Below are 20,371 nucleotides of genomic sequence, written 5' to 3'. Positions count from 1 at the left end.
CCAGTCCGAGCTGCGACTGCGGTTCGCCGACAACGGTGTGACCAGAACTAATGCCGGACACCGGGCGCCGGTGCCGCGCCGGGCCGAAAGCTGAAACCGTCAGGACCGTACGCGGCACGGGCGCGATGGCCTCCGAATCGGCGAAGAACTCACCGGTGGTGGGTGTCGCCGAGGATGCGGGCGATCCGCCGGTGCTCGTCGTGCCCAAGTGTGGTGGCGATTCGCACGTGTGACCGTCCGTCGCCGTGCACACTGAACGGCGCGCCGGGAGCGATGCCGATGCCGTCGGCGGCCAGCGACCGGATCGCGGTCGCGGCGTCGCGCACGGGCACCCAGACCGAGAGCCCGGCCACGCCGGTGGGCGTCAGACCCTGCTCCCGCAGGGCCTGGACCATCTGCTGGCGGCGGTGGCGGTAGGTGGCCCGAGCCTGGCGGATCGTCTCCCGGGCCTGCGGGTCGGTGAGCATCTGTGCCAGCGCGCGTTGGGTCAGCACCGACGGCCAGCCTCCGGTGGCCTTCTGCCGTGCCCGTACCCGCGAGACGACCCGCCCGATCCCGGCCAGCGCCCCGACTCGCAGGTGGGGACCGTGCGACTTGTTCCAGCTACGGACGAGCAGGGTCTGCTCGGGCAGGAACTCACCGAGCGACACTTCGGGTGCCGGGGCGAGCTCGTGCGCGGTGTCCTGCTCCAGGATGAGGATGTCGTGACCGGCGAGCATCGGCGCCAGCGCTCGGGCTCGGCGGCGCGACAGCGCGTGGCCGTACGGGCTGGCCATCCGGGTCTGCAACAGCAGCATCCCGGGCCGGGTGGCCAGGGCCGCGCTGAGCGCCTCCGGCAGCGGCCCCTCGTCGTCGCAGCGCACCGGTACCGCCTGAGCCCGGTGGTCCTCCACGATGTCGAGCAGCGAGGCGGCGGTGAACTCCTCGACGAGCACCCGGTCGTGCGGCCGCAGGACGACACCGGCGACCCGGTGGACGGCGTCCTGGGCACCGCTGGTGACGGTGAAGTCCTCGACGTCGAAGGGCCAGGTCGCGTGGAGCACGGCCGCCAGATGGACGTCCACCGTGTCGTCGGGGTACGTCCGCCAGTGCGCACCGGCGACGGCCATGGCCATCGGGCCGGACAGGTCGGGCAGCAGGGCCGGGTCGGGAAAGACCATGGAGAGGTCGAGCCGGACCGGTGGTGAGGGCGGCAGACTGGCGAAACGTCGCCCCGCCAGCGTCCCCGGCCCGCGTACGAAGCTGCCGCGCCGCCGGTCGGAGTGGATCAGCCCGCGCTGACGCAGCTGGGACCAGGCGGAGGCGATCGTCGTGGGGCCGACGTGCAGGGCGGCGGCGAGCGCGCGCACGGTGGGCAGGCGCAGACCCTGGGCGATCTCCCCGGAGTGGATGAGGTCGCCGAGGCGGTCGGCGATCCCGCGGGCGGATCTGTCGGTGAACATCAATGCGAGTGTGCTGGCGTGCAGACGTTGCGGTCGCCGCGTGGGCACCTCCCCGTTGAACCTGTCGAGCGTGTCGGACAACCTCGGTTTCGACACCTCGGTGATCATGGCTTTTGATACCGCATGGGTCGAACCTAGGACAAGTGAGTTGAGGCATTCTTGAGCTTTCAGGCCGTCGGGAATGCGAACAAACGCGAACACCTGAGCCGCTGTGTAAGCTCCTGTGCCCCGCTACGGTTCAGGCAAAGTCGATCGACTGTCGCGAATGTCGACGCGAAGGGTTCGCTGATGCTCAAAACCCGTCCACCCCTGTTGTATGGCGCCTGTGTGGCTCTGTTGGCACTGGTCGGAGCCACCGTGACCGCCCCGGTTGCCAGCGCCGGCCCCGACCTGACGCGCGCCGCGGCGGCTGCCCGCGCCGCGAACATCCCGTCACCTGAACAGCACTTCGGCTTCAAGATGGGCGCGGAGGGCAAACTCGCCACATATCCCGATGTGCTCAAGTACATGAAACTGATTGCAGAAAGGTCCGACCGCGTCGACTACCAGACCGTCGGTCCCACGACGATGGGTAACGAATACGCGACCGTCATCATCAGCGCGCCGAAGAATCTGCGCCGCCTGGATCGCCTGGTGGAAATCAACCAGAAACTCGCCGATCCGCGCGGCACCACGCCGGAGGAGGCGCGCCGGCTGGCCGCGGAGGGGGTGCCGTTCTACCACCTGGAGGCGACCGTCCACTCCAGCGAGGTGGGTAACGGGCAGGCGATCAACGACATCGTGTACCGCCTCGCCACCGAGGACTCGGACTTCACCCGCAACGTGCTGAACAACTCGGTAGTCGTCCTGGTGCCGTCGCAGAACCCCGACGGGCAGCGGCTCACCATCGACCACTTCAACCGGACGGCCGGCACGGACTACCGACGGACCTACCCGGACCTGTACCACAAGTACACCGGCCACGACGACAACCGGGACTGGACGATGTTCACCCAGGTCGAGGCGCAGTACCGGCTGGGGTTGATGAAGAAGTACCGCCCGGCGATCGTGCACATCATGCACCAGAAGGGCAATTCGGGCAGCCGGATCTTCGTCCCACCCTACGGCGGCATCACCAGCGAGAACGTGCCGGCGAACATGAGCTCGTCGGTCTCCGCGATCGGGCAGCACGCCGCCCGGGCGTTCGCCGCCGCCGGCAAGACCGGAGTGGGCAGCCTCGACTACCACATCTTCTGGACCCTGGAGCAGCCCGTCGGGTACTTCCCGTTCACCGGCGCCGGTGTCTACCTCACCGAGATCGCCTCGGTGGCCGACTACGCGTACCCGCAGAAGTCGCAGGACGGCCGTCCGCTGGGCCCGCAGCAGGCCCGGATGAACCTGATCGAGCCGTACCGCTCCGACACCTGGACCCTGGCCGACATCGTCGACTACGCGAAGATCGCCACCTACGCCGGCATGGAGTACACCGCGAACAACGGTGAGAAGCTGCTCTACGACAACCTGTACGCCGTGCCGCAGGAGTACCTGACCGAGGGCGTGCCGTCGGGCACCTTCGCGTTCGTGGTCGACGCCGAACAGCGTGACCCGTACGCGACCTTCGAGATGCTTCAGCGTCTCGAGTGGACGGAGGTCGAGATCGACCGGGCGACCTCGCCGTTCGTCGCCGACGGGAAGCGCTACGACGCCGGCTCGTACGTCATCAAGATGCACCAGCCGCGCGGCAACTGGGCACACCAGGTCCTCGGTACCGACCGGTACCCCGAGGTCCGGGACTGCAACTCCTGCCCGGTGCTGCTGCCGTACGCGGAGGCGACGACCAGCCTGCCGCTGCAGCTCGGCGTCGACGTCGCCGAGGTCAACGCCCCGTTCGACGCGCAGCTGGAGCGGGTGACCTCGGTGCAACCGCCGCAGGTGACGATGCCGCCCGCGCCGAGCGCCAAGGGCGCCTACCTGGTCCGCCCCGAGTCGTACGGGACCATCCAGATCGTCTCGGCGTTGCAGGACGCCAACATCCCGACCTTCCGAGGCGCCAAGGGGTTCAGCGCGAAGGGCGCCGACTACCCCGCCGGCACCTACATCGTCCCGGCCACCCCGCAGGCCCGTAACGTGCTGGCGACCGCGTCGGCCAAGGTCGGCCTCCAGGTCACCGCCGTGGACCGGACCCCCAAGGTCGCCGGGGTACAGCTCAAGCCGAAGACCAGGGTCGGGTTGCTGCGCGGCGTCGGGAACATGCCCGGCGGCTGGGACATGTGGCAGTTCGACCAGTACGGCATCAACTACGACGTGGTCTCCGCCCAGGACTTCCAGCGCAAGTCGCTGAACGAGCTGTACGACACGATCGTCGTCTCGTCCGGGGTGTCCCGGGACGACATCGTCGAGGGCCTCGACCCGGCGCAGTACGACGAGTCGTACTCCTGGGCCTACGGGGTGGGGGAGAAGGGCTGGCGCATGCTCCAGCAGTTCGTCCGCAAGGGCGGCACGCTGCTGGCGATCGGCGACTCGGTGCAGACCGCCCAGCAGTTGCTCGACCTGCCGATGAAGCCGGCGCTGCCCAACGACGACGACGAGTTCGTCACCGGCGGCAGCCTGCTCAACCAGGAGTTCGACCCGACCAACCCGGTCGCCTGGGGCATGCCCGAGTCCTGGCCGGTCTGGCTCTACGACACCCAGGCGTGGGACCTCACCGACGACTCCGGCGAGGTGGTGTCGAAGTACCCGGCCGAGGGTGAGGTACTGGCCAGTGGCTACCTGCGCGGCGCGGACCACATCCGGGGCACCACCAACGTCGCGTCCTTCGACGTCGGCAAGGGCCAGGTCGTGACGTACGGCAGTGAGATCACCTTCCGTACGCTGCCCCGCGCGCAGTACAACCTGCTCTACAACGCGATCTACCACGGCCCGGCCGCCGAGGTGGACGCCACCGCGATCCAGCAACTGCGGCCGCAGTTCAGCCCCGACGGCACGCTGATCAAGCGCTGAGCGTCCGACGCCGGCCGGCTCCGGGTGGTCACCGCGCACGGTGACCACCCGGAGCCTCGCGCTGGATCGGTCGAGCTCAGGGGATGCCGGCGCGCCGGTGATCGCGAGCGACGGAAGCGCGCACACACGGCCTAGGGGTGTACGGGCGCGAGTACCGTCCTGCCCGGTGAACGACTGGTGGAATGACTTCCGCGCTCCGCTGACGGTGTGCAAACCGAGCGCGATCGTCCAGGTAGGGGCGATCCTGCCGGGCACGGGAACCGTGGTTGTCGCCCGGCTGGACGGGGCGAGAATGAGGGACGCCAACCTCGTCTTCTACGAGTTCTCCGACGCGCTGCTCTTTCCCGGCTACTTCGGCTGGAACTGGGCCTCGTTGTCCGAGTGCCTCCGTGACCTGAACTGGCTGCCCGCCGAGGCCTACCTCATCGTGGTGGAGCGCGCACCGCTGCTGATGTCGAGCGACCTCGAGGAGCGGGAGACGCTGCTGGAGATTCTGTTCCGCACGGGACGCACCTGGGCTGACCCGATCGGCCGTTCGGGGGGCAAGGATGTTCCCTTCAAGGTGCTGCTGCTGTGCGACACGGACGAGGAGGTCACCGAGTTGGAACGGGAGGTCGCCAGCCTGCGACCCTGAACGGCGCACTAGTCAACACGTCCCGGCCGATGCAGCCAGGGTGCGACTCGGGGCGCAACCGCTCCGGCCGGGCGTGATCCCCGGCGCGGTGTCGAGTACGTAGTTCACGTACCCGTTCGCCGCCGCGTCGGTGCTCAGTACGGCACAGCCGAGCAGCAGCCCTTCGATCCGGCGCAGTCCCAGCAACAGCGCCGCGAGCGGGTCGAAGACGGTCAGCGGAGCGAAGTACAGCATCAGCCAACCGGGGGTGGCCGGACTCGGACCACCCGGCCGAACACCGAGCAGGTCGCCCAGGTGGACGATCCCGCCGTAGGCGAAAACGCAGCCGGCGACGATCACGACGACCCGAACCCACCGGGGCACGGTCGATCACCCCTTCTACAGCAGGAGCCTTGGGCATCGAAGATGCTCTCACGGAACCGGGCGGCGTCGGCTTCATCGAGGTTCGGGTCGCCTCAGCAACTCGACGACCCCGCGAAGGGCTGTCGGCCGCCGAGGCGCGGGCGCCGGTGGATTCGGTGCGGTCGACGACCACGTACACCTCGTGCGCGTGACCGGCCCGGATGTCGGATCTGATCCGCTTCCCGGGAGCCACGCGCCGACCGCTGAGCTACTCTTTCGCGAGTCGCCGGAGATGGGAGCAGACGTGGCAGGTGACGACGACATCTCCGGGTGAGAGCCCGGATCGGCCGCCGACGCGCGCGTGATCGCGCCGTCGACGCGGCCACCGTCGTCATGCCCTGCTCAGAACGGGTGCGTACGCGCGCCCGGATCTCGCCTTCTCCGAGGATCTCCATGTCTCACGGGCAGCGACCCGCGCTGATCGCCCATGACCTCATCCGCATCCGGGGCACGCGTCGCGTGCTCGACGGGATCTCCCTGACCGCCGCGCCCGGGCATCGGATCGGGCTCATCGGCGAGAACGGCACCGGCAAGACCACCCTGCTGCGAATCCTGGCCGGCCTGGACGAACCGGACGGCGGCACGGTCACTCGCCCGCCCGATCTCGGCTTCCTGCACCAGGAACTGCCCTTCACCCCTACCGCGACCGTCGCCACGGTCGTCGAGGACGCGACGCGTGCGGCCCGCGAGGACCTCGCCGACCTGGACCGGCTCGGCGACGCGCTGGCGTCCGCGCCCGAGGACACCGAGGAACACGCCCAGCTGCTGGCCCGGTACGGCGAGACGCTGGAGCGGGCACAGGACCGCGACGCCTGGGACGCCGACCGGCGTGCCCTGACGGTGCTCGCCGGGCTCGGACTCGACGGGATCCCGCACGACCGGACGCTGGCCACCCTCTCCGGCGGTCAACGGGGTCGGCTGGCCCTGGCCGCGCTGCTGATCCGCCGTCCGGCGGCGCTGCTGCTCGACGAGCCCACCAACCACCTCGACGACGCGGCTGCGGCCTTCTGCGAGGAGCACCTGCGCGCGATGCCCGGCGTACTCATGGTGGCCACGCACGACCGGGCGTTCCTCGACGCGGTCTGCACCGACCTGATCGACTTGGATCCGGCGGTGGACGGCCCGGTCCGCTTCGGCGGCAACTACACGGCCTACCTGGCGACGAAGCACACCGAGGCGGAGCGCTGGCGTCGCCGCTACGACGAGGAGCAGCAGCAACTCGCCGAGCTTCGCGTGGCCGCCGCCGTGACCGGGCACCAGGTCGCCCATGGCCGCGCTCCTCGCGACAACGAGAAGATGGGGTACGGGCACACCGCGGGCCGCGTGCAGAACCAGATCTCCCGCCGGGTCCGGGATGCCACCCGCCGGCTCGAGACGCTCGAACGCCACCAGGTCGCGGCACCACCGGAACCGCTGCGTTTCCACGCGCCCGTCCTGGCCGCCGGCGGCGGCGACGAGGTGGTGGTCGCGGTACGGCGGGCGGTCGTGCCCGGCCGGCTCCGGCTCGACCGGCTCGACGTGACGGCCACCGACCGCGTACTGGTCAGCGGTCCGAACGGCGCGGGCAAATCCACCCTCCTCGCGGTCCTGGCCGGGGCCCTGTCCTCCGAGGGGACCGTCCGGCGGCGGCCGGGGCTTCGCGTCGGCCTGCTGACTCAGGACACCCTCTTCGAGGACTCCCACCGGTCCGCGCGCGAGATGTTCACGGCAGCCGTCGGGCCGGAACGCGCCGAGGCGGTGCCGCTCTCCTCGCTCGGGCTGCTGGCGTCCGTTGACCTCGACCGGCCGGTGTCGGCGCTCTCCGTCGGCCAGCGTCGCCGGCTCGCGCTGGCGATGCTCGTCGCCGACCCGCCGGAGCTGCTGCTGCTGGACGAGCCGACGAACCATCTCTCGCCGCGGCTCTGCGACGAGTTGGAGGACGCGCTGGGTTCGGGGCCGGGCGCGATCGTCCTCGCCAGCCATGATCGGCGGCTGCGGTCCCGGTGGCAGGGACGGGAGATCGCGCTGACCGACGCTGCCGTCGTGGGCCGAGGGCCGAGCTAGCGGATCGACGCGGTAACGGGCCGAGACCGGACGCGCGAGTCTCGGCCCCGGTGTGGATGAGCCCGCTTCGGGGACCTCGACGCCGACCTCCCTCCTCTGTGAGTGGACGGTCAAGGCAGGAGCTCGACGTATCCGTCGCTTCCGTGCACGCGGATCCGCTGCCCATCGGGAATCAGCCGGGTGGCGTCCAGCACGCTGACGACGGCCGGCAGGCCGTACTCCCGGGCAATCACCGCGCCGTGGGTCATCACTCCGCCGACCTCCGTCACCAGGCCTGCGAGGCCGACGAAGAGGGGCGTCCAGCTCGGGTCCGTGTGGGCCGTGACGAGGATGTCGCCCGGTTCGAGATCGGCCTCGGCCATGTCCAGGATGACGCGGGCGCGTCCTTCGACGGTCCCGGCGGAGACCGGTATGCCGATCAGGGCGCCGGTCGGCGCGTCGTCGCGCCGGTACGCCCCCGTGATGGCCTCGCCGTCCGAGGTCAGCACCCGCGGCGGTGTGAGCGCCTGGTACGACCGGAACGCCTCCTTGCGCTGCTGGATGAGCTTCTCATCTGCCCTGTTCGAGCGCGCGACGTCGTGGAGTTCCTGGAACGTGAGGTAGAAGATGTCCTCCTTGTCAGTGAGTACGCCGGCCCGCACCAGGCGCTCGGCCTCTTCCAGCAGGGCCTGCTTGTAGACGAAGTAGCGGCTGACGATGCCGTACTTCGGGTACTCGCGGTAGCCGATGAAGCTCCGGACCTGGTCGATCATCCGCTTGGTCTCGTCGGCCTTCTGCTCCCCGTCCGGCAGGGCCCGCAAGCGGGCGAGCACGTCCTGTTCCTTCTGCTGTGCCTCCTGCCGCCCTTGCTCGAAGCGCCGCTCGGCGGCGCCCGGCTCGAAGAGCTTGATGTTGTCGAGGATCAGCGGCACGAGCGTGCTGGGGCGTTCGCTCCAGCGTGGCCTCGTGATGTCGATCTCGCCGACGCAGCGCATGCCGTATCGGTCGAGGTAGGCACTGATGGCGTCGCGCGCCTCGATCCCGCCCGCGAGCTTCGGCAACTCGTCCAGGAACCCGTCGTCCGACGTGTCCCGCAGGAACGCCACCACCTCCGGGTGGGGGCGGATCACGTCCGCGACGTCGAGCAGCGCCAGGCCCATCTCCGACGTGACGTTACCGGGGGCGGACAGCGTGAGGGTGTCGGCCGCGTTCCGCTCACCCAGCCATTCCTGCAGCCGGTCGTTGAGCCACCAGGTGGCCTGCATCCCCGCCATGATCGCCTGCATGCTCAGCGGATCACTGAGGACCCGCTTGTGCTCCTGGAACGCCTCCAGCAGGAAGTCGAACAGCGCCGGTCCGGTCTTCGTCCGGATGTCGTGCCGCAGGGCGGCGATGGAGGCCTGGCTGCGCTCGATCAGTTCGGTGACGATGCCCGGATCCGTCTCGATCGGGGCGGCCGCGGCGCCGGGCGGTCCGCCCGGACCGGTGTCCGGGAGCGTCGGGACGAAGTCGTGCCGATCGAGGACGGTCTCCAGCGCGTCCCTGGTCAGCGGATCGCCCCGGCCCGCCATCTCCAGGAAGCCGGCGCGGCTCTTGGGCGACGCCAGGTGCCGGGTGGCGTCGACGAACAGCCTGCCGCCGGCCTCGTGCATCGGCGCCATGGCCGTCAGCTGCCACATGGAGAGCCCCAGTGGCTTCATGGCGTCGGTCATCATCTGCTGGTGACCGACGGAGAGGTAGACGCGGTTCTCCAGGTCGTCGGCCGCTGGGATGGGGAACAGCGTGGTGATCGGCCGGGACTGCACGATATGGAAGTCGTCGTCGACCAGGCACCATTCGATGTCCTGCGGGCGGCCGAAATGCGCCTCGATCCGCCGCCCGAGCTGCACGAGCCGCACGGCCTGCGCATCCGTCAGCGCCAGTTGCTCCTGCCGCTGGGAGTCGATCGCCACTTCCCGCGTCCCGCCGCCGGGCAGGGCGTGAACGGCGCGTTGTTTGGCGGCAACCGTTCTGCCGACGACCTCGCCGTCGCGAACCTTGAAGACGTCCGGGTTCACCAGGCCGGAGACCAGGGCCTCGCCGAGGCCGAAGCTGGCGTCCACGGTGGCGACCTTCCGGTTGCCGGTGACCGGGTCGGCGGTGAACAGGATGCCGGCCGCGGCCGGGAAGACCATCTGCTGCACGACCACGGCCATGTCGACCTTCCGGTGGTCGGTGCCGTTGCGCAGTCGGTAGCTCACGGCCCGCTCGGTGAACAGCGACGCCCAGCACCGGCTGACGTGCCGGAGGACCGCCGCCGAGCCCACCACGTTCAGGTACGTGTCCTGCTGGCCGGCGAAGGAGGCGGTCGGCAGGTCCTCCGCCGTCGCGCTGGACCGCACGGCGTAGGCGGCTTCCTCGCCGAGCCGGGCGAGCGCGCGGGTGATCGCCGCCGCCAGATCGTCCGGGATGGCGACCCCGTCGATGGTCCGGCGGATCTCCGCGCTGAGCGTACGGATCGCTTCCCGGTCGTCCGGGTCCAGGCGCGACAGCTGATCGAGCCGATCGTCGATCGACGGTGCCGCCGCCATGATCCGCTGGAAGGCGGCCGTCGTCACGCAGAAGCCAGCCGGTACGCGGATGCCTTCGATCCGCGACAGCCCGCCCAGGTGCGCGGCCTTGCCGCCGACCGCCGCGATCTGTGTCTCGTCAACCTCTTGAAGATCCAACACGTACTGCACGCTCATTGCGCCACCTCCGCGGCGTGCCCCCGCAACCGCACCGCCGAACTCGTCAACGGTTCAAGGTCGCCGCGTCTGCCGTACGTCGACAACACACCCACGTCGTGCCCCGCATTTCCTCGTCGGCGCTGGTCCGGCCGCCGATTCTGCGGCAACACCAGGGCCTTGCCGCAAGCCCCCCTGTGCGATATACGTTAGAAGTGGCAGGGAGTCGGATCTCCTTGCCTTTTGTTTTGTCGTCCGCCCCTGGCCGGGAACCTCGACCCCTGAGCGTGCTGGTGACGTCGGCCGCAGCACCGCTTGCCTGGGCGCGACCGGTGATCCGGCAATGCCCGCCGGCCCACCAGCAGGACAGGCCGGCGAGCCGGTTACCAGACGCGCACGAAGATCGAGTGGCGGAGACAGCGGGCAGCCACACACCGGCGACGCCGCGCCGACGACCACGCACCGAAGCAGCCGTCCGGGGCGATAGCGTCGGGATGCCGATCGCCTGTTTCGCGCGAGGAGATGCCATGGTTCAGCAGCAACGGTCCGGCGACGTCGACCCGGCCGAGGTGAAGCGGCGGATCGGTCCGATCGGGGTCTGGACGGGGGTCCTCGGCGGGCAGTCGGCCGAGTTCGGCCGCACCGTGGCAGCCGAGGTGGAGCAGCTGCGCTACGGCGCGCTCTGGGTGGGGGAGACGGCGAGGTACAAGGAGGTGCTGGTCCACTCGGCGATCCTGCTCGGCGCCACCCGGCGCCTGGTGGTGGCCACCGGCATCGCCAACATCTGGGTCCGTGACGCCACCGCCGCCGCGAACGGCGCCGACGCGCTGGCCGAGGCGTACGACGGGCGGTTCCTGCTCGGCCTCGGAGTGAGTCACGCGCCGCTGGTTTCGTCGCGCGGCCACGACTACGGGCGGCCGCTCGCGGCGATGCGCGCCTACCTCGACGCGATGGACGAGACCGAGTACGCCGCGCCGCTGCCGCACCCGGCCCCGCGGGTGCTGGCCGCACTGCGTCCCGGAATGCTGGAGTTGGCGGCACGGCGTAGCGCGGGCGCGCACCCGTACTTCGTGACACCGGAGCACACCGCGCGCGCCCGCGAGATCCTCGGGCCGGAGCCGGTGCTGGCCCCGGAGCAGGCCGTCGTGCTGGACACCGATCCCGAGTCGGCCCGGGAGAAGGCCCGGCGGTACACGTCGCGGTACCTGGCCCTGCCCAACTACGTGAACAACCTGAGGGAGCTCGGCTGGGCCGAGGAGGACCTGGCCGGTGCGGGCAGCGATGCCCTGGTCGACGCGCTCGTGCCGTGGGGCGACCCCGAGACGGTGGCGGAGCGGGTCCGGGAGCACCACGCCGCCGGCGCGGACCACGTTTGTGTCCAGCCGCTCGTGGACGGGCCGGAGGAGCTGCTGCCGCAGCTGCGCACCCTGGCCCCGCTGCTGCTCTCGCCCTAGGCGGCCTGCCCCGGGGCCGGGCCGGCGCATCAGGTGCGGTATGCGCCGGCCCGACCAGACCTGCCACCGGGTAGCTGATCTCGTGGCTCTCGGCCCGCCGCGACCAGGACCGCTAGTCCACGTCGCTGCAGACGTTGTGGGTGGTTCCGTGCACCAGCGTGATGGTCTTGTAAACGTAGGTCGGGTCGAACTCGACGACGTACACGCCGTCGACGATCCAGATGCCACGAGGCAGGGAGCCGGCGTCCGCGCGGAAGCCGAGCAGTACGGGCCCGGTCACGTACCAGGTCATCGAGCCGTCGGGGGCGTATTCGACGAGCGACGTGCCGCTCGCGTCCACGGTCGTGACCGCCCCGGTGTCCAGGTTGGTCACCTCGTCGAGGAGCCTGCCGGTGTACAACTCCCGCCGAGGTGAGCCGTCCGGATACTCCGCCAGCACCAGCTTGCGAACCTCGTCCACGACGGGCCGGACGCGGACGGCGAAGTCGCATCGCGCGCCGGCCGGCTGTTCGAACGCCTCCTGCGGCGCCGGCACCCAGCCCCCGTGTCCGGGGCCGGCGGCGACGGCGGGCACGGAGGCGGACAGGGCCACGCCGACCACGGCGGTGGCCGAGACCAATCCGAGCATCAACTTCCTGATCATGCCTACTCCACGCTGTTCGGCGATTGGGCCTGATCAGCGTCGTCGGCTCCGCTGACCACATCCTGACCGTGCCCTGCCACCCGAGCCGTCCGCTCGCCGCAGTCTCCGTACGATCACTCACCAACGGCTCACCGGGCTCGACCAGCCGACGTGGGGAGGTGCCGCCGCCATGGAGTTCCGACTACTCGGACCCTTCGAGGCGTGCCAGGACGGTCAGCGTGTCGAGCTCGGCAGCCGGCGGCAGGAGCGTTGCATCCTCGCCGTCCTCCTGCTCGACCTGGGGCATCTGGTCACCACCGACCGTCTCATCGACCTCCTGTGGCACGGGCGCCCGCCCGCGTCGGCACGCGGCGCCGTGCACACCTACATCGGACGGCTCCGCGCGTCGCTGGCGCCGTACGGGGTTCGGATCCGCACCGGCGGGGACGGCTACCTGATCGAGCGCGGGCACCACGTCGACGTGGAGGAGTTCAGCCGGCTCGCACACAAGGCGAGCGGCACCGCCGACCCGGCGCGGCGGGTGGATCTGCTCGACCGGGCGTTGGCGCACTGGCGGGGCCCACTGCTCGCCGACACGGCCGACGGGGAGCTGCGCGACCGGCTGTACGGCCCGATCGAGGAACTCCGGCTCACCAGCCTCGAACTGCGGGCCGAGGCGCAGCTGGTCCTCGACCGCCACCGTCAGGTGATCAACGAGTTGACGCCACTCGTCGCCCGACACCCGACCCGTGAAGAACTGGTCGGTACCTTGATGGCCGCGCTGTACCGGGGCGGGCGGCAGGCAGAGGCGTTGGGGCTGTACCGGGTGACCCGGCAGAAGCTGATCGACGAGCTGGGTGTCGAGCCCGGCATGCGTCTGCGCGAGGTGCACCGGCGGATCCTGCGCGACGACCATCGCCTCGAGCGGCCGGGCCGACCGGTGTACGAGGTCCGAGTCCATGAGGAGAGCCTCCCGTGGAGCGTCGGTGGCCACCCGGCGCTGGAGTTCTGCAACACCTTCGCCGGCTGGGGACACCACCCGCCGCTGCCCGGCTCGGAGTGGCTCCGCGCGTACCGCACGCTGGCGGTGTGGACGGGACACCTGGGGCTGGCCGATGACGCGACGGTCAGCCGGCTGATCGAACTCGCTCGGCGCGAGCCCGACACGGCCGCCGCGGAGCTCGAGAACGCCCGCGCCCTGCGCGCTCGGCTCTACGGCTGCCTCACCGACCCCGACGACCGATCGGCGTTCGACGCGGTGGCCCGGCACGCGGAGGCCGCCGCGAGAACACTGGTGTTTCGGCGCGACGCGGACGGCCGCGGACGCTGGCGGGCAGACCTGACCGGCGGGCTCCGGCTGCCGGTGCACGCCGTCGCCTGGAGCGCCGCCGAGCTGCTCAGTGACCCCCGCCGCGCGACCATCCGCGTCTGTCCCGACGAGAGGTGCGGGTGGCTGTTTCTCGACGAGAGCGGACTGCGCCGGTGGTGCAGCCTGGCGACGTGCGGCCGGAACGAAGGCGAGTCCCCTTGCCGCTGACCCTCGGCCGGAGGCCCCCGGGACAGACTCGGGAAACACCGGAGCGGTGACCGTGCCGCCGGCGCCGCGACGGGCTCACAGCCCGCTGGGGCGGGTCACCGGCGACAGCGTACGGCTGGTTCACGCGCCACCGATCAGTGCCCGCAGCGCGGTGCAGTGGTCCTCGTAGGCTTTCCGCCCGGCCCGCGTGATCTGGTAGGTCGTGCTGCCCCCACGGCCGTGACCGACCTTCGTCGAGCTGACGTAGCCGGCCGCCTCCAGAGTCGACATCTGTTTCGACAGATCCGAGTCACTGACCTGTAGATGATCTTTCAGGAACCGGAACGAGACCGAAGGGGCGTTGGCCAGCACAGCCATGGCTGCCAGGCGTTTCGGCACGTGGATGATCGGGTCCAGCCCATCGATCATCGCAGGCGGGCCCGGACCCGGGCGGCGGCCATCGCGTAACGCCGTTCGTACGCGGCCAGGCCGACCGTCACCAGCACGAATGCTGTACCGGCGGCTGCGCCGACGCCAACCAGCCACCAGACCAGCCCGACGAGAAGAGCGACCACGGGCAGGGCGCTCAGGTATCCGCGCCAGACCCCGGCGATCTCGGCGGGTGGCTTTCCCGTGCCGGGCATCGGAAGCGCACCGTGGCGGCGCCGCATCCAGACGACGAACAGGAGTTCGACGGCGATCAGGGCCGCGAGCGAACCCACGAACATGCCCGCGTTCTCGCGCCACCAGGAGAAGGTGCCGATCATGGCGGCGGCCCAGGCGCCGACGGACGGGGCATACCACCAGGGGGTGGGCGGATAGCTGACGTAGGGGGCAGCGGCACCACGCTCGGCCGCTCTGAGCTGCTCCTCCGGCGCAAAGCTTTCCATGCCGGAAACCATAAGCGATAACTTTCCACATGTGCAAGCACTCATGCATCTTGCCGACCTGCCAGACGTGGTGGGCGCGTCGGCGGGCAGCCCGCAGTGCGGACCGCATTCCAGTCCGTCACGAGGGCCGGGTGCCACGTCGGCGGCCTGACAGCGCGGCCCAGGACATTTGTCCCGGCCAGCCGCGTACTCGCGACTCTGCCGGCGTCCGTCGCGCGTTCGTAGCGTGACAGGCGTGGATGACATCGTGGTACGCCTCACCGGACTCACCCGACGGTTCGGATCCGTTCGAGCCGTCGACGGCCTCGACCTGACCATCGCGCGGGGCACCACCCTCGCCCTGCTCGGTCCCAACGGCGCGGGCAAGACGACCGCCATTTCGATGATGCTCGGCCTCGCCCCACCCGACGCGGGCACCGTGGCCCTGTTCGGCCGGCCACCCACCGAGGCGGTCCGGGCCGGACGGGTCGGCGCGATGCTCCAGGACTCCGGGGTCGTGCCCACCGCCACCGTCCGGGAGGTGGTCGAGCTGGCCCGGGCGCTGTACCCGCGCCCGTTGGCCACCGACCGGATCCTCGCCACGGCCGGGTTGGCCGACCGGGCCGGCCGACGGCTGGACAAGCTCTCCGGCGGCGAGGCGCAACGCGCCCGGTTCGCGTTCGCGCTGGCCGGTGCCCCGGACCTGCTGGTCCTCGACGAACCGACGGCAGCCATGGACGTCGCCGCCCGGCAGGCGTTCTGGTCCGCCATCCACCGGTACGCGGCCGAGGGCCGTACCGTCGTGTTCACCACCCACCAGCTGCATGAGGCGGACGAGTTCGCCGACCGGGTCGTGGTGCTCGCCGCGGGTCGGGTGGTCGCCGACGGGCCGCCTGCGCAGATCCGTGCCCTGGCCGGTGGCCGTACCGTCGCCTTCGACGCCGCCGACGCGACGCCGGAGGACCTGGAGCTGTTGCCCGGCGTCCGGTCGGTGCAGGTCCGCGGCGACCGGGTGGTGCTCACCACCGACGACGCCGACTCCACAGTCCTCGCGCTGGCCGCCGGTCGCGGCTTCCGCAACCTCGAGGTCTCCGCCGCGCTGGAGACCGCCTTCCTCACCCTCACGGCCGTCGGAACGGAGCATTGAGATGCGCGCCTACCTGTGGTTCGAGCTGCGCCGGCTGGCCCGGGATCCCCGCCTCACGTTGTTCAGCGTCCTGGGGCCAGTGGTCACTTATCTGATCTTCTCGGGGTTGACCAGTGGCGGTGACCAGTTGGAGGGCGTGGACGCTGCGGCCGCGCTCATGGTCGGGCTGGCCGGGTACGGCGCCGTGGCCGGCGTGCTCTCGGTGGGCTCCCTGGTCTCCCAGGAACGCGCGGTGGGTTGGTTGTCCCAGCTCCGCGTCACCCCGCTGCCGCACTGGCAGGCGGTCGCCGCGAAGGCCCTGGTCTGCACGCTCAGCGGAGTGCCTTCCGTGATCGCGGTGGGCATCACCGGGCGGATCCAGCACCACGTCGAGCTGAGCGCCGGCCGGTGGATCGCGTTGCTGCTGCTGATGTGGGCCGGCACGGCGCCGTTCGCACTGCTCGGCCTCGCCATCGGCTACGGCCTCGCCCCGCAGCTCGCCCAACCGGTCAACTTCCTGGCCTTCCTCGGCCTGTCGGTCCTCGGTGGCCTGCTGGTGCCGGTGACGTACTTCCCGGAGGTGCTGCGGCACCTGGCGCACGCCCTGCCGACCTACCGGTACGCCGAACTCGGCTGGCGCTCGGTCGCCGGCCTCGCACCCACCCCGTCCGGACTCGGCGTGCTCACGGCGTGGACCGTCCTCTTCGCCACCCTCGCGGCGTGGGCCTTCCGGCGCTCGACCGCAGACCGTTGACTGCCGCTACGGTGACCGTCATGGCCGGCGCCACCCATACCGCGGGCTCCGTCGACCGGAGCCGGCGGCGTCGCGGGCTCGTGCTCGTGGCAGCTCACACGCTGTGGCTGTGGCTGCTCCTGCCACCGGCCTCCGCGATCACCCGCGGACAGATCCACCACGCGCCGACGGCAGCGGTCGGGTTGGCCGTCTTCGCGCTGCTCTACCTCGCGCTGGTGGCCGTGCCCGTGGCGGACCTGCCGGTCCCGCCGGCTCTGCACCACGCCGCGCTGGTCCTGCTCGCGGTGCTGGGGATCGGGCTCGCCGCCGCGTACGCCGGTGACCCGGCGGGCTGGCTGGCCCTGCTGATGTACGTGTGTTCCGCGGGCGCGGTGGGCCTGCTCCGGGCGAGCTGGGGGTTCGCCTGGGTCGGGGGCAGCGTCGCCGCTGTGCTGGTGATCGGGGCGGCACGACGGCTGCCGGCGGACGACATCGCGCAGATAGCGCTGATCACGCTGCTCGCGGGTGCCATCACACTCGCCTTCGCCCGGGTGGCCCGTCTCGTGGACGAGCTTCGCCGCACCCAGCTGGAGCTTGCCCAGACGGTGGTGGAGCGGGAGCGGCTCCGGTTCGCGAAGGACCTGCACGACCTGCTCGGACACACGCTGTCGCTGGTGGTGGTGAAGGCGGAGGTGGTGCGCCGGCTCGCCCCGACGGACCCCGGCCGGGCCGCGGCCGAGGCGGCCGACATCGAGCGGATCGGACGCACCGCGCTCGGCGAGGTCCGCGAGGCGGTCACCGGCTACCGCGAGCACGGCTTCGACCGGGAACTGGACAACGCCCGCGGCGCGCTGGCCGACGTCGGCATCATGGTCACGGTACGGAAGACCGAGCACCCGCTCGACATCGAGGCCGACGACGCGTTCCGCTGGGTGCTCCGCGAGGGAGTCACGAACGTGTTGCGGCACAGCCGGGCCTCGCGGTGCGACATCGAGGTCAGCACCGACGCCCACGGGTCGGTGCTGACCGTCCGCGACGACGGGGTGGGCGGTCGGCCGGAGCCGGGCAACGGTCTGCGTGGTCTCACCGAGCGGCTCGAGCAGGCGGGCGGGACCCTGCACGTCGGACCGGCCCGCGACGGCGGCCTGCTGCTCACCGCCCGGGTCCCCACGCGACAGGCCGAGCAGGTGACCCGATGATCCGGCTCCTGCTCGCCGAGGACCAGGGCATGATGCGCGGCGCGCTGGCCCTGCTGTTGAACCTCGAACCGGACATCGAGGTGGTGGCCGAGGCCGGAACCACCGCCGAAGCGGTGGCGGACGCCCTGAGGCTCCGACCCGACGTGGCGTTGTTGGACATCGAGATGCCCGACGGCAGTGGCCTGGACACCGCAGCAACGCTGCGGGAGAAGCTGCCCCGGTGCCGGGTGCTGATCCTCACCACTTTCGGCCGGCCCGGCTATCTGCGGCGGGCTATGGAGGCCGGCGCGGCCGGTTTCCTGGTCAAGGACGGGCCGGTCGAGGAACTCGCGGTGGTCGTCCGGCGAGTGCTCGCCGGCCAGCGGGTGATCGACCCGACGCTCGCGGCGGCGGCGCTGTCAGCCGGCCCGAACCCGCTCACCGACCGGGAACGCCACGTGCTGGCGGCGGCCGCGGACGGCGCCACTATCGCCGACATAGCCGCCCGGCTGCACCTGTCCGAGAGCACCGTACGCAACTACCTGTCGGCCGCGATCGGCAAGACCGGTACCCGTAACCGGATCGAGGCGGCGCTCAGTGCCAGGGCGAACGGCTGGCTCTGAACGCAGCCGCGGGGCCGAGACCTAGGAGGCCAACCGCGCACCCGCGGTGCGGCCTGATCTCGCGAGTACGACCCCGCCGTCCGGGCGGTTGATCTCCGACCACACCGCATCGAGGGAGAGGCCGAGGACGTCGGCGATGGCGGCGATGGTCGGGAAGGCGGGGGTGGCCACGCGGCCGGACTCGATCTTCCGAAGGGTCTCCGGCGAGACACCTGCCTCCAGTGCGGTGACGAGCATCGAACGCTCACCCCTGGCTCGACGCAGGAGAGCGCCGAGGCGCTGTCCGCGCTCGACCTCTTCGGGACTGAGCGGCAACCTGACCATGGTCCCGATTCTAGTACCGGGATAATATGGCCGGGATATTTATTGGCTGTACGAGTAAGGGTGCCGCATGATCGAGATCTTTGACCCCACGGACCTGGGGCGCGCGAAGGACACCGGTGCCCTGGTCGCCGGCATCCTGCAGACCCTGAAGAGCCGCAGCACGGTCGGCACCAACCTCCTGGACATCGACCGCTGGGCCCAAGCCATGATCATCGAGGCCGGGGCGCAGTCCTGCTACGTCGACTACGCGCCGTCCTTCGGACGCGGGCCGTTCGGTCACTACATCTGCACGTCGGTCAACGACGCCGTGCTCCACGGGCGGCCGTACGACTACCCGCTTGCCGACGGCGACCTGTTGACGCTCGACCTAGCTGTCTCCCTTGGGGGAGTCGTCGCCGACTCCGCCATCAGCTTCATCGTCGGCGACGCGAGGCTCCCGGAGAGCGTTGCGCTGATCGACGCGACCGAGCGCGCACTGAGCGCGGGGATAGCCGCGGCCGGGCCCGGAGCTCACCTCGGTGACATCTCCCACGCCATCGGCTCGGTCCTCAGCGAGGCGGGTTATCTGATCAGCACCGAGTTCGGCGGTCACGGCGTCGGATCGACGATGCACCAGGACCCGCACGTCCCGAACAAGGGGCGGCCCGGCCGCGGATACAAGCTGCGCCCCGGGCTGCTGCTGGCATTGGAGCCCTGGATCATGGCGGACACCGCCGAGCTCGTCACCGACGCCGACGGCTGGACGCTCCGAAGCGCGACGGGCTGCCGGACGGCGCACAGTGAGCACACCATCGCCATCACCGACGACGGAGCCGAGATCCTCACCCTGCCGAAGCAGGCGTGACCGTGAGCCGACCGGTGCACGGCTGATTCCGGGTTCCCGCGGCGTGCCCGACCCGGTCGTGGGCGGCTAGTCGTTGCGGACTGTCCACCAGCGTCGTCTGGCATCGATCAGCTCCTGCCTGGAGATCGGCAGCACGCGGGTCAGGTAGAAGATGCCCCACGCGACCAGCACCGCGCGACGGTGTTGCTGCCCGTGGCAAATCGCCACGGGCAGCAACCGGCCCTGCGTCGCCTACTCCCTCCGGCTCACGCGGGCGGCGTTCGCCGGGCTCGCCGCACCCCGCGCGTCGGCCTACCCGGCGAAGGCACGAGCCGCAGCACGGGCACTGACCGCGCCAGGCCGGTCAGCTGCCCATCCGGTAACGGCGGGAACGGGCCAGCGCCAGCCCACCGACAACCATGGCGAACAGCCCCACCACCAGGGCCACGTAGGCGCCACCTCGCCCGTTCCCGGTGCCGATTCCGTTGTCGGAGGTGGCGACGACCAGACTGCCGAGGGCCACGCCGACCAGCCCCGCCGCAAGGGCCACGGATGCTCCGAGCCGACCGCTGCCGGTGCCGATACGGCTGCTGGGGCGGACCAGAGCCAGCCCGCCGACGATCACCCCGGTCAGCCCCAGCAGGGCGGCGACACTTGCGCCGAGTCGCCCAGCGCTCATGGTGTAGACGCTGGCGGCGGCGGGTTGCCCCGCGACGCGCGCGGCTGCCGGTGCGGCGAGCCCGAAGCCGCCGAGCAGCGCGGCTGCGACGGCAGTAGGCACCAGTCGAACCGACCTCAGGATTCCTGATGAGCTCATGACTCCTCTTCCTCTTTCGTCGTCTCGATCTCGAGGTCCGGGTGTTGCCTGATCGTGTCGCCGACCGGGCCCCCGGGTCGTCCGGCAGGCGGATGCAGTTCG

General features: G+C 70.9%; 19 protein-coding genes. 10 read left to right on the top strand and 9 right to left on the bottom strand.

What is annotated here, in order from left to right; all coding sequences use genetic code 11:
- Positions 1–149: 149 nt before the first annotated feature.
- Positions 150–1,442 (bottom strand): aminotransferase class I/II-fold pyridoxal phosphate-dependent enzyme, encoded by a 1,293-nt coding sequence (locus ABZS42_RS03430; protein WP_355142129.1) that lies wholly within the window; start codon positions 1,440–1,442, stop codon positions 150–152.
- 357 nt (positions 1,443–1,799) lie between these two features.
- Between ABZS42_RS03430 and ABZS42_RS03425 the strand changes: the two genes are divergently transcribed.
- The gene (locus ABZS42_RS03425; protein WP_355142127.1) at positions 1,800–4,421 is read left to right on the top strand and encodes a M14 family zinc carboxypeptidase; all 2,622 of its coding nucleotides are present in this window, start codon (positions 1,800–1,802) and stop codon (positions 4,419–4,421) included.
- A gap of 166 nt (positions 4,422–4,587) precedes the next feature.
- The gene (locus tag ABZS42_RS03420) at positions 4,588–5,055 is read left to right on the top strand and encodes a barstar family protein (protein ID WP_355142125.1); all 468 of its coding nucleotides are present in this window, start codon (positions 4,588–4,590) and stop codon (positions 5,053–5,055) included.
- A gap of 12 nt (positions 5,056–5,067) precedes the next feature.
- Here the strand turns inward: ABZS42_RS03420 and ABZS42_RS03415 are convergent, their stop codons facing one another.
- On the bottom strand, positions 5,068–5,418 hold the full coding sequence (locus ABZS42_RS03415) for a hypothetical protein (RefSeq protein WP_355142123.1): 351 nt from the start codon (positions 5,416–5,418) through the stop codon (positions 5,068–5,070).
- Between the two features lie 432 nt (positions 5,419–5,850).
- Here ABZS42_RS03415 and ABZS42_RS03410 point away from each other — a divergent pair, with 432 nt between their 5' ends.
- Positions 5,851–7,500 (top strand): ABC-F family ATP-binding cassette domain-containing protein, encoded by a 1,650-nt coding sequence (locus tag ABZS42_RS03410; RefSeq protein ID WP_355142121.1) that lies wholly within the window; start codon positions 5,851–5,853, stop codon positions 7,498–7,500.
- 110 nt (positions 7,501–7,610) lie between these two features.
- Here ABZS42_RS03410 and rph read toward each other — a convergent pair whose 3' ends face one another.
- Positions 7,611–10,205: a rifamycin-inactivating phosphotransferase gene (gene rph / locus ABZS42_RS03405; protein WP_355142119.1), complete on the bottom strand. Its 2,595-nt coding sequence runs from the start codon at positions 10,203–10,205 to the stop codon at positions 7,611–7,613.
- Positions 10,206–10,711: 506 nt separating this feature from the next.
- On the opposite strand from rph, the gene ABZS42_RS03400 reads away from it, so the two are divergent.
- Positions 10,712–11,638 (top strand): LLM class F420-dependent oxidoreductase, encoded by a 927-nt coding sequence (locus ABZS42_RS03400; RefSeq protein WP_355142116.1) that lies wholly within the window; start codon positions 10,712–10,714, stop codon positions 11,636–11,638.
- Between the two features lie 112 nt (positions 11,639–11,750).
- Here the strand turns inward: ABZS42_RS03400 and ABZS42_RS03395 are convergent, their stop codons facing one another.
- The gene (locus tag ABZS42_RS03395; protein ID WP_355142114.1) at positions 11,751–12,281 is read right to left on the bottom strand and encodes a hypothetical protein; all 531 of its coding nucleotides are present in this window, start codon (positions 12,279–12,281) and stop codon (positions 11,751–11,753) included.
- A 169-nt stretch (positions 12,282–12,450) separates the two neighbouring features.
- Between ABZS42_RS03395 and ABZS42_RS03390 the strand changes: the two genes are divergently transcribed.
- Positions 12,451–13,797: a BTAD domain-containing putative transcriptional regulator gene (locus ABZS42_RS03390; protein ID WP_355142112.1), complete on the top strand. Its 1,347-nt coding sequence runs from the start codon at positions 12,451–12,453 to the stop codon at positions 13,795–13,797.
- A gap of 120 nt (positions 13,798–13,917) precedes the next feature.
- Here the strand turns inward: ABZS42_RS03390 and ABZS42_RS03385 are convergent, their stop codons facing one another.
- Entirely contained in the window at positions 13,918–14,205 is a 288-nt protein-coding gene (locus ABZS42_RS03385; RefSeq protein WP_355142110.1) for a transcriptional regulator, read from the bottom strand.
- Positions 14,202–14,666, bottom strand: a complete 465-nt coding sequence (locus ABZS42_RS03380) for a hypothetical protein (protein ID WP_355142108.1) — start codon at positions 14,664–14,666, stop codon at positions 14,202–14,204. The genes ABZS42_RS03385 and ABZS42_RS03380 overlap by 4 nt, the downstream gene beginning before the upstream one ends.
- Positions 14,667–14,901: 235 nt before the next feature.
- Between ABZS42_RS03380 and ABZS42_RS03375 the strand changes: the two genes are divergently transcribed.
- The 4 genes from ABZS42_RS03375 to ABZS42_RS03360 are packed head-to-tail and all read left to right on the top strand — an operon-like array spanning position 14,902 to position 18,305.
- A complete protein-coding gene (locus tag ABZS42_RS03375) occupies positions 14,902–15,792 on the top strand; it encodes an ABC transporter ATP-binding protein (RefSeq protein ID WP_355142106.1) in 891 nt (296 codons plus the stop codon).
- Position 15,793: 1 nt separating this feature from the next.
- Positions 15,794–16,525, top strand: a complete 732-nt coding sequence (locus tag ABZS42_RS03370; RefSeq protein WP_355142104.1) for an ABC transporter permease — start codon at positions 15,794–15,796, stop codon at positions 16,523–16,525.
- Between the two features lie 20 nt (positions 16,526–16,545).
- A complete protein-coding gene (locus ABZS42_RS03365; protein WP_355142102.1) occupies positions 16,546–17,703 on the top strand; it encodes a sensor histidine kinase in 1,158 nt (385 codons plus the stop codon).
- Positions 17,700–18,305, top strand: coding sequence for a response regulator transcription factor (locus tag ABZS42_RS03360; protein WP_355142100.1), 606 nt, complete (start codon positions 17,700–17,702; stop codon positions 18,303–18,305). The genes ABZS42_RS03365 and ABZS42_RS03360 overlap by 4 nt, the downstream gene beginning before the upstream one ends.
- A gap of 21 nt (positions 18,306–18,326) precedes the next feature.
- On the opposite strand, the gene ABZS42_RS03355 is transcribed toward ABZS42_RS03360, so the two are convergent.
- Positions 18,327–18,629 carry a helix-turn-helix transcriptional regulator gene (locus ABZS42_RS03355; RefSeq protein WP_355142098.1) on the bottom strand — a complete coding sequence of 101 codons (303 nt, stop codon included), beginning with the start codon at positions 18,627–18,629 and terminating at the stop codon, positions 18,327–18,329.
- 67 nt (positions 18,630–18,696) lie between these two features.
- On the opposite strand from ABZS42_RS03355, the gene map reads away from it, so the two are divergent.
- Positions 18,697–19,473, top strand: coding sequence for a type I methionyl aminopeptidase (gene map, locus ABZS42_RS03350; RefSeq protein ID WP_355142096.1), 777 nt, complete (start codon positions 18,697–18,699; stop codon positions 19,471–19,473).
- 66 nt (positions 19,474–19,539) lie between these two features.
- On the opposite strand, the gene ABZS42_RS03345 is transcribed toward map, so the two are convergent.
- Positions 19,540–19,680 carry a hypothetical protein gene (locus ABZS42_RS03345; protein ID WP_355142094.1) on the bottom strand — a complete coding sequence of 47 codons (141 nt, stop codon included), beginning with the start codon at positions 19,678–19,680 and terminating at the stop codon, positions 19,540–19,542.
- 136 nt (positions 19,681–19,816) lie between these two features.
- On the bottom strand, positions 19,817–20,233 hold the full coding sequence (locus tag ABZS42_RS03340; RefSeq protein ID WP_355142092.1) for a DUF6223 family protein: 417 nt from the start codon (positions 20,231–20,233) through the stop codon (positions 19,817–19,819).
- Positions 20,234–20,371: the final 138 nt, after the last annotated feature.

It is taken from the genome of Micromonospora sp. NPDC005367, from assembly GCF_040606825.1.
GTDB lineage: Bacteria > Actinomycetota > Actinomycetes > Mycobacteriales > Micromonosporaceae > Micromonospora.
This window is presented reverse-complemented; position numbering and strand designations above follow the sequence as displayed.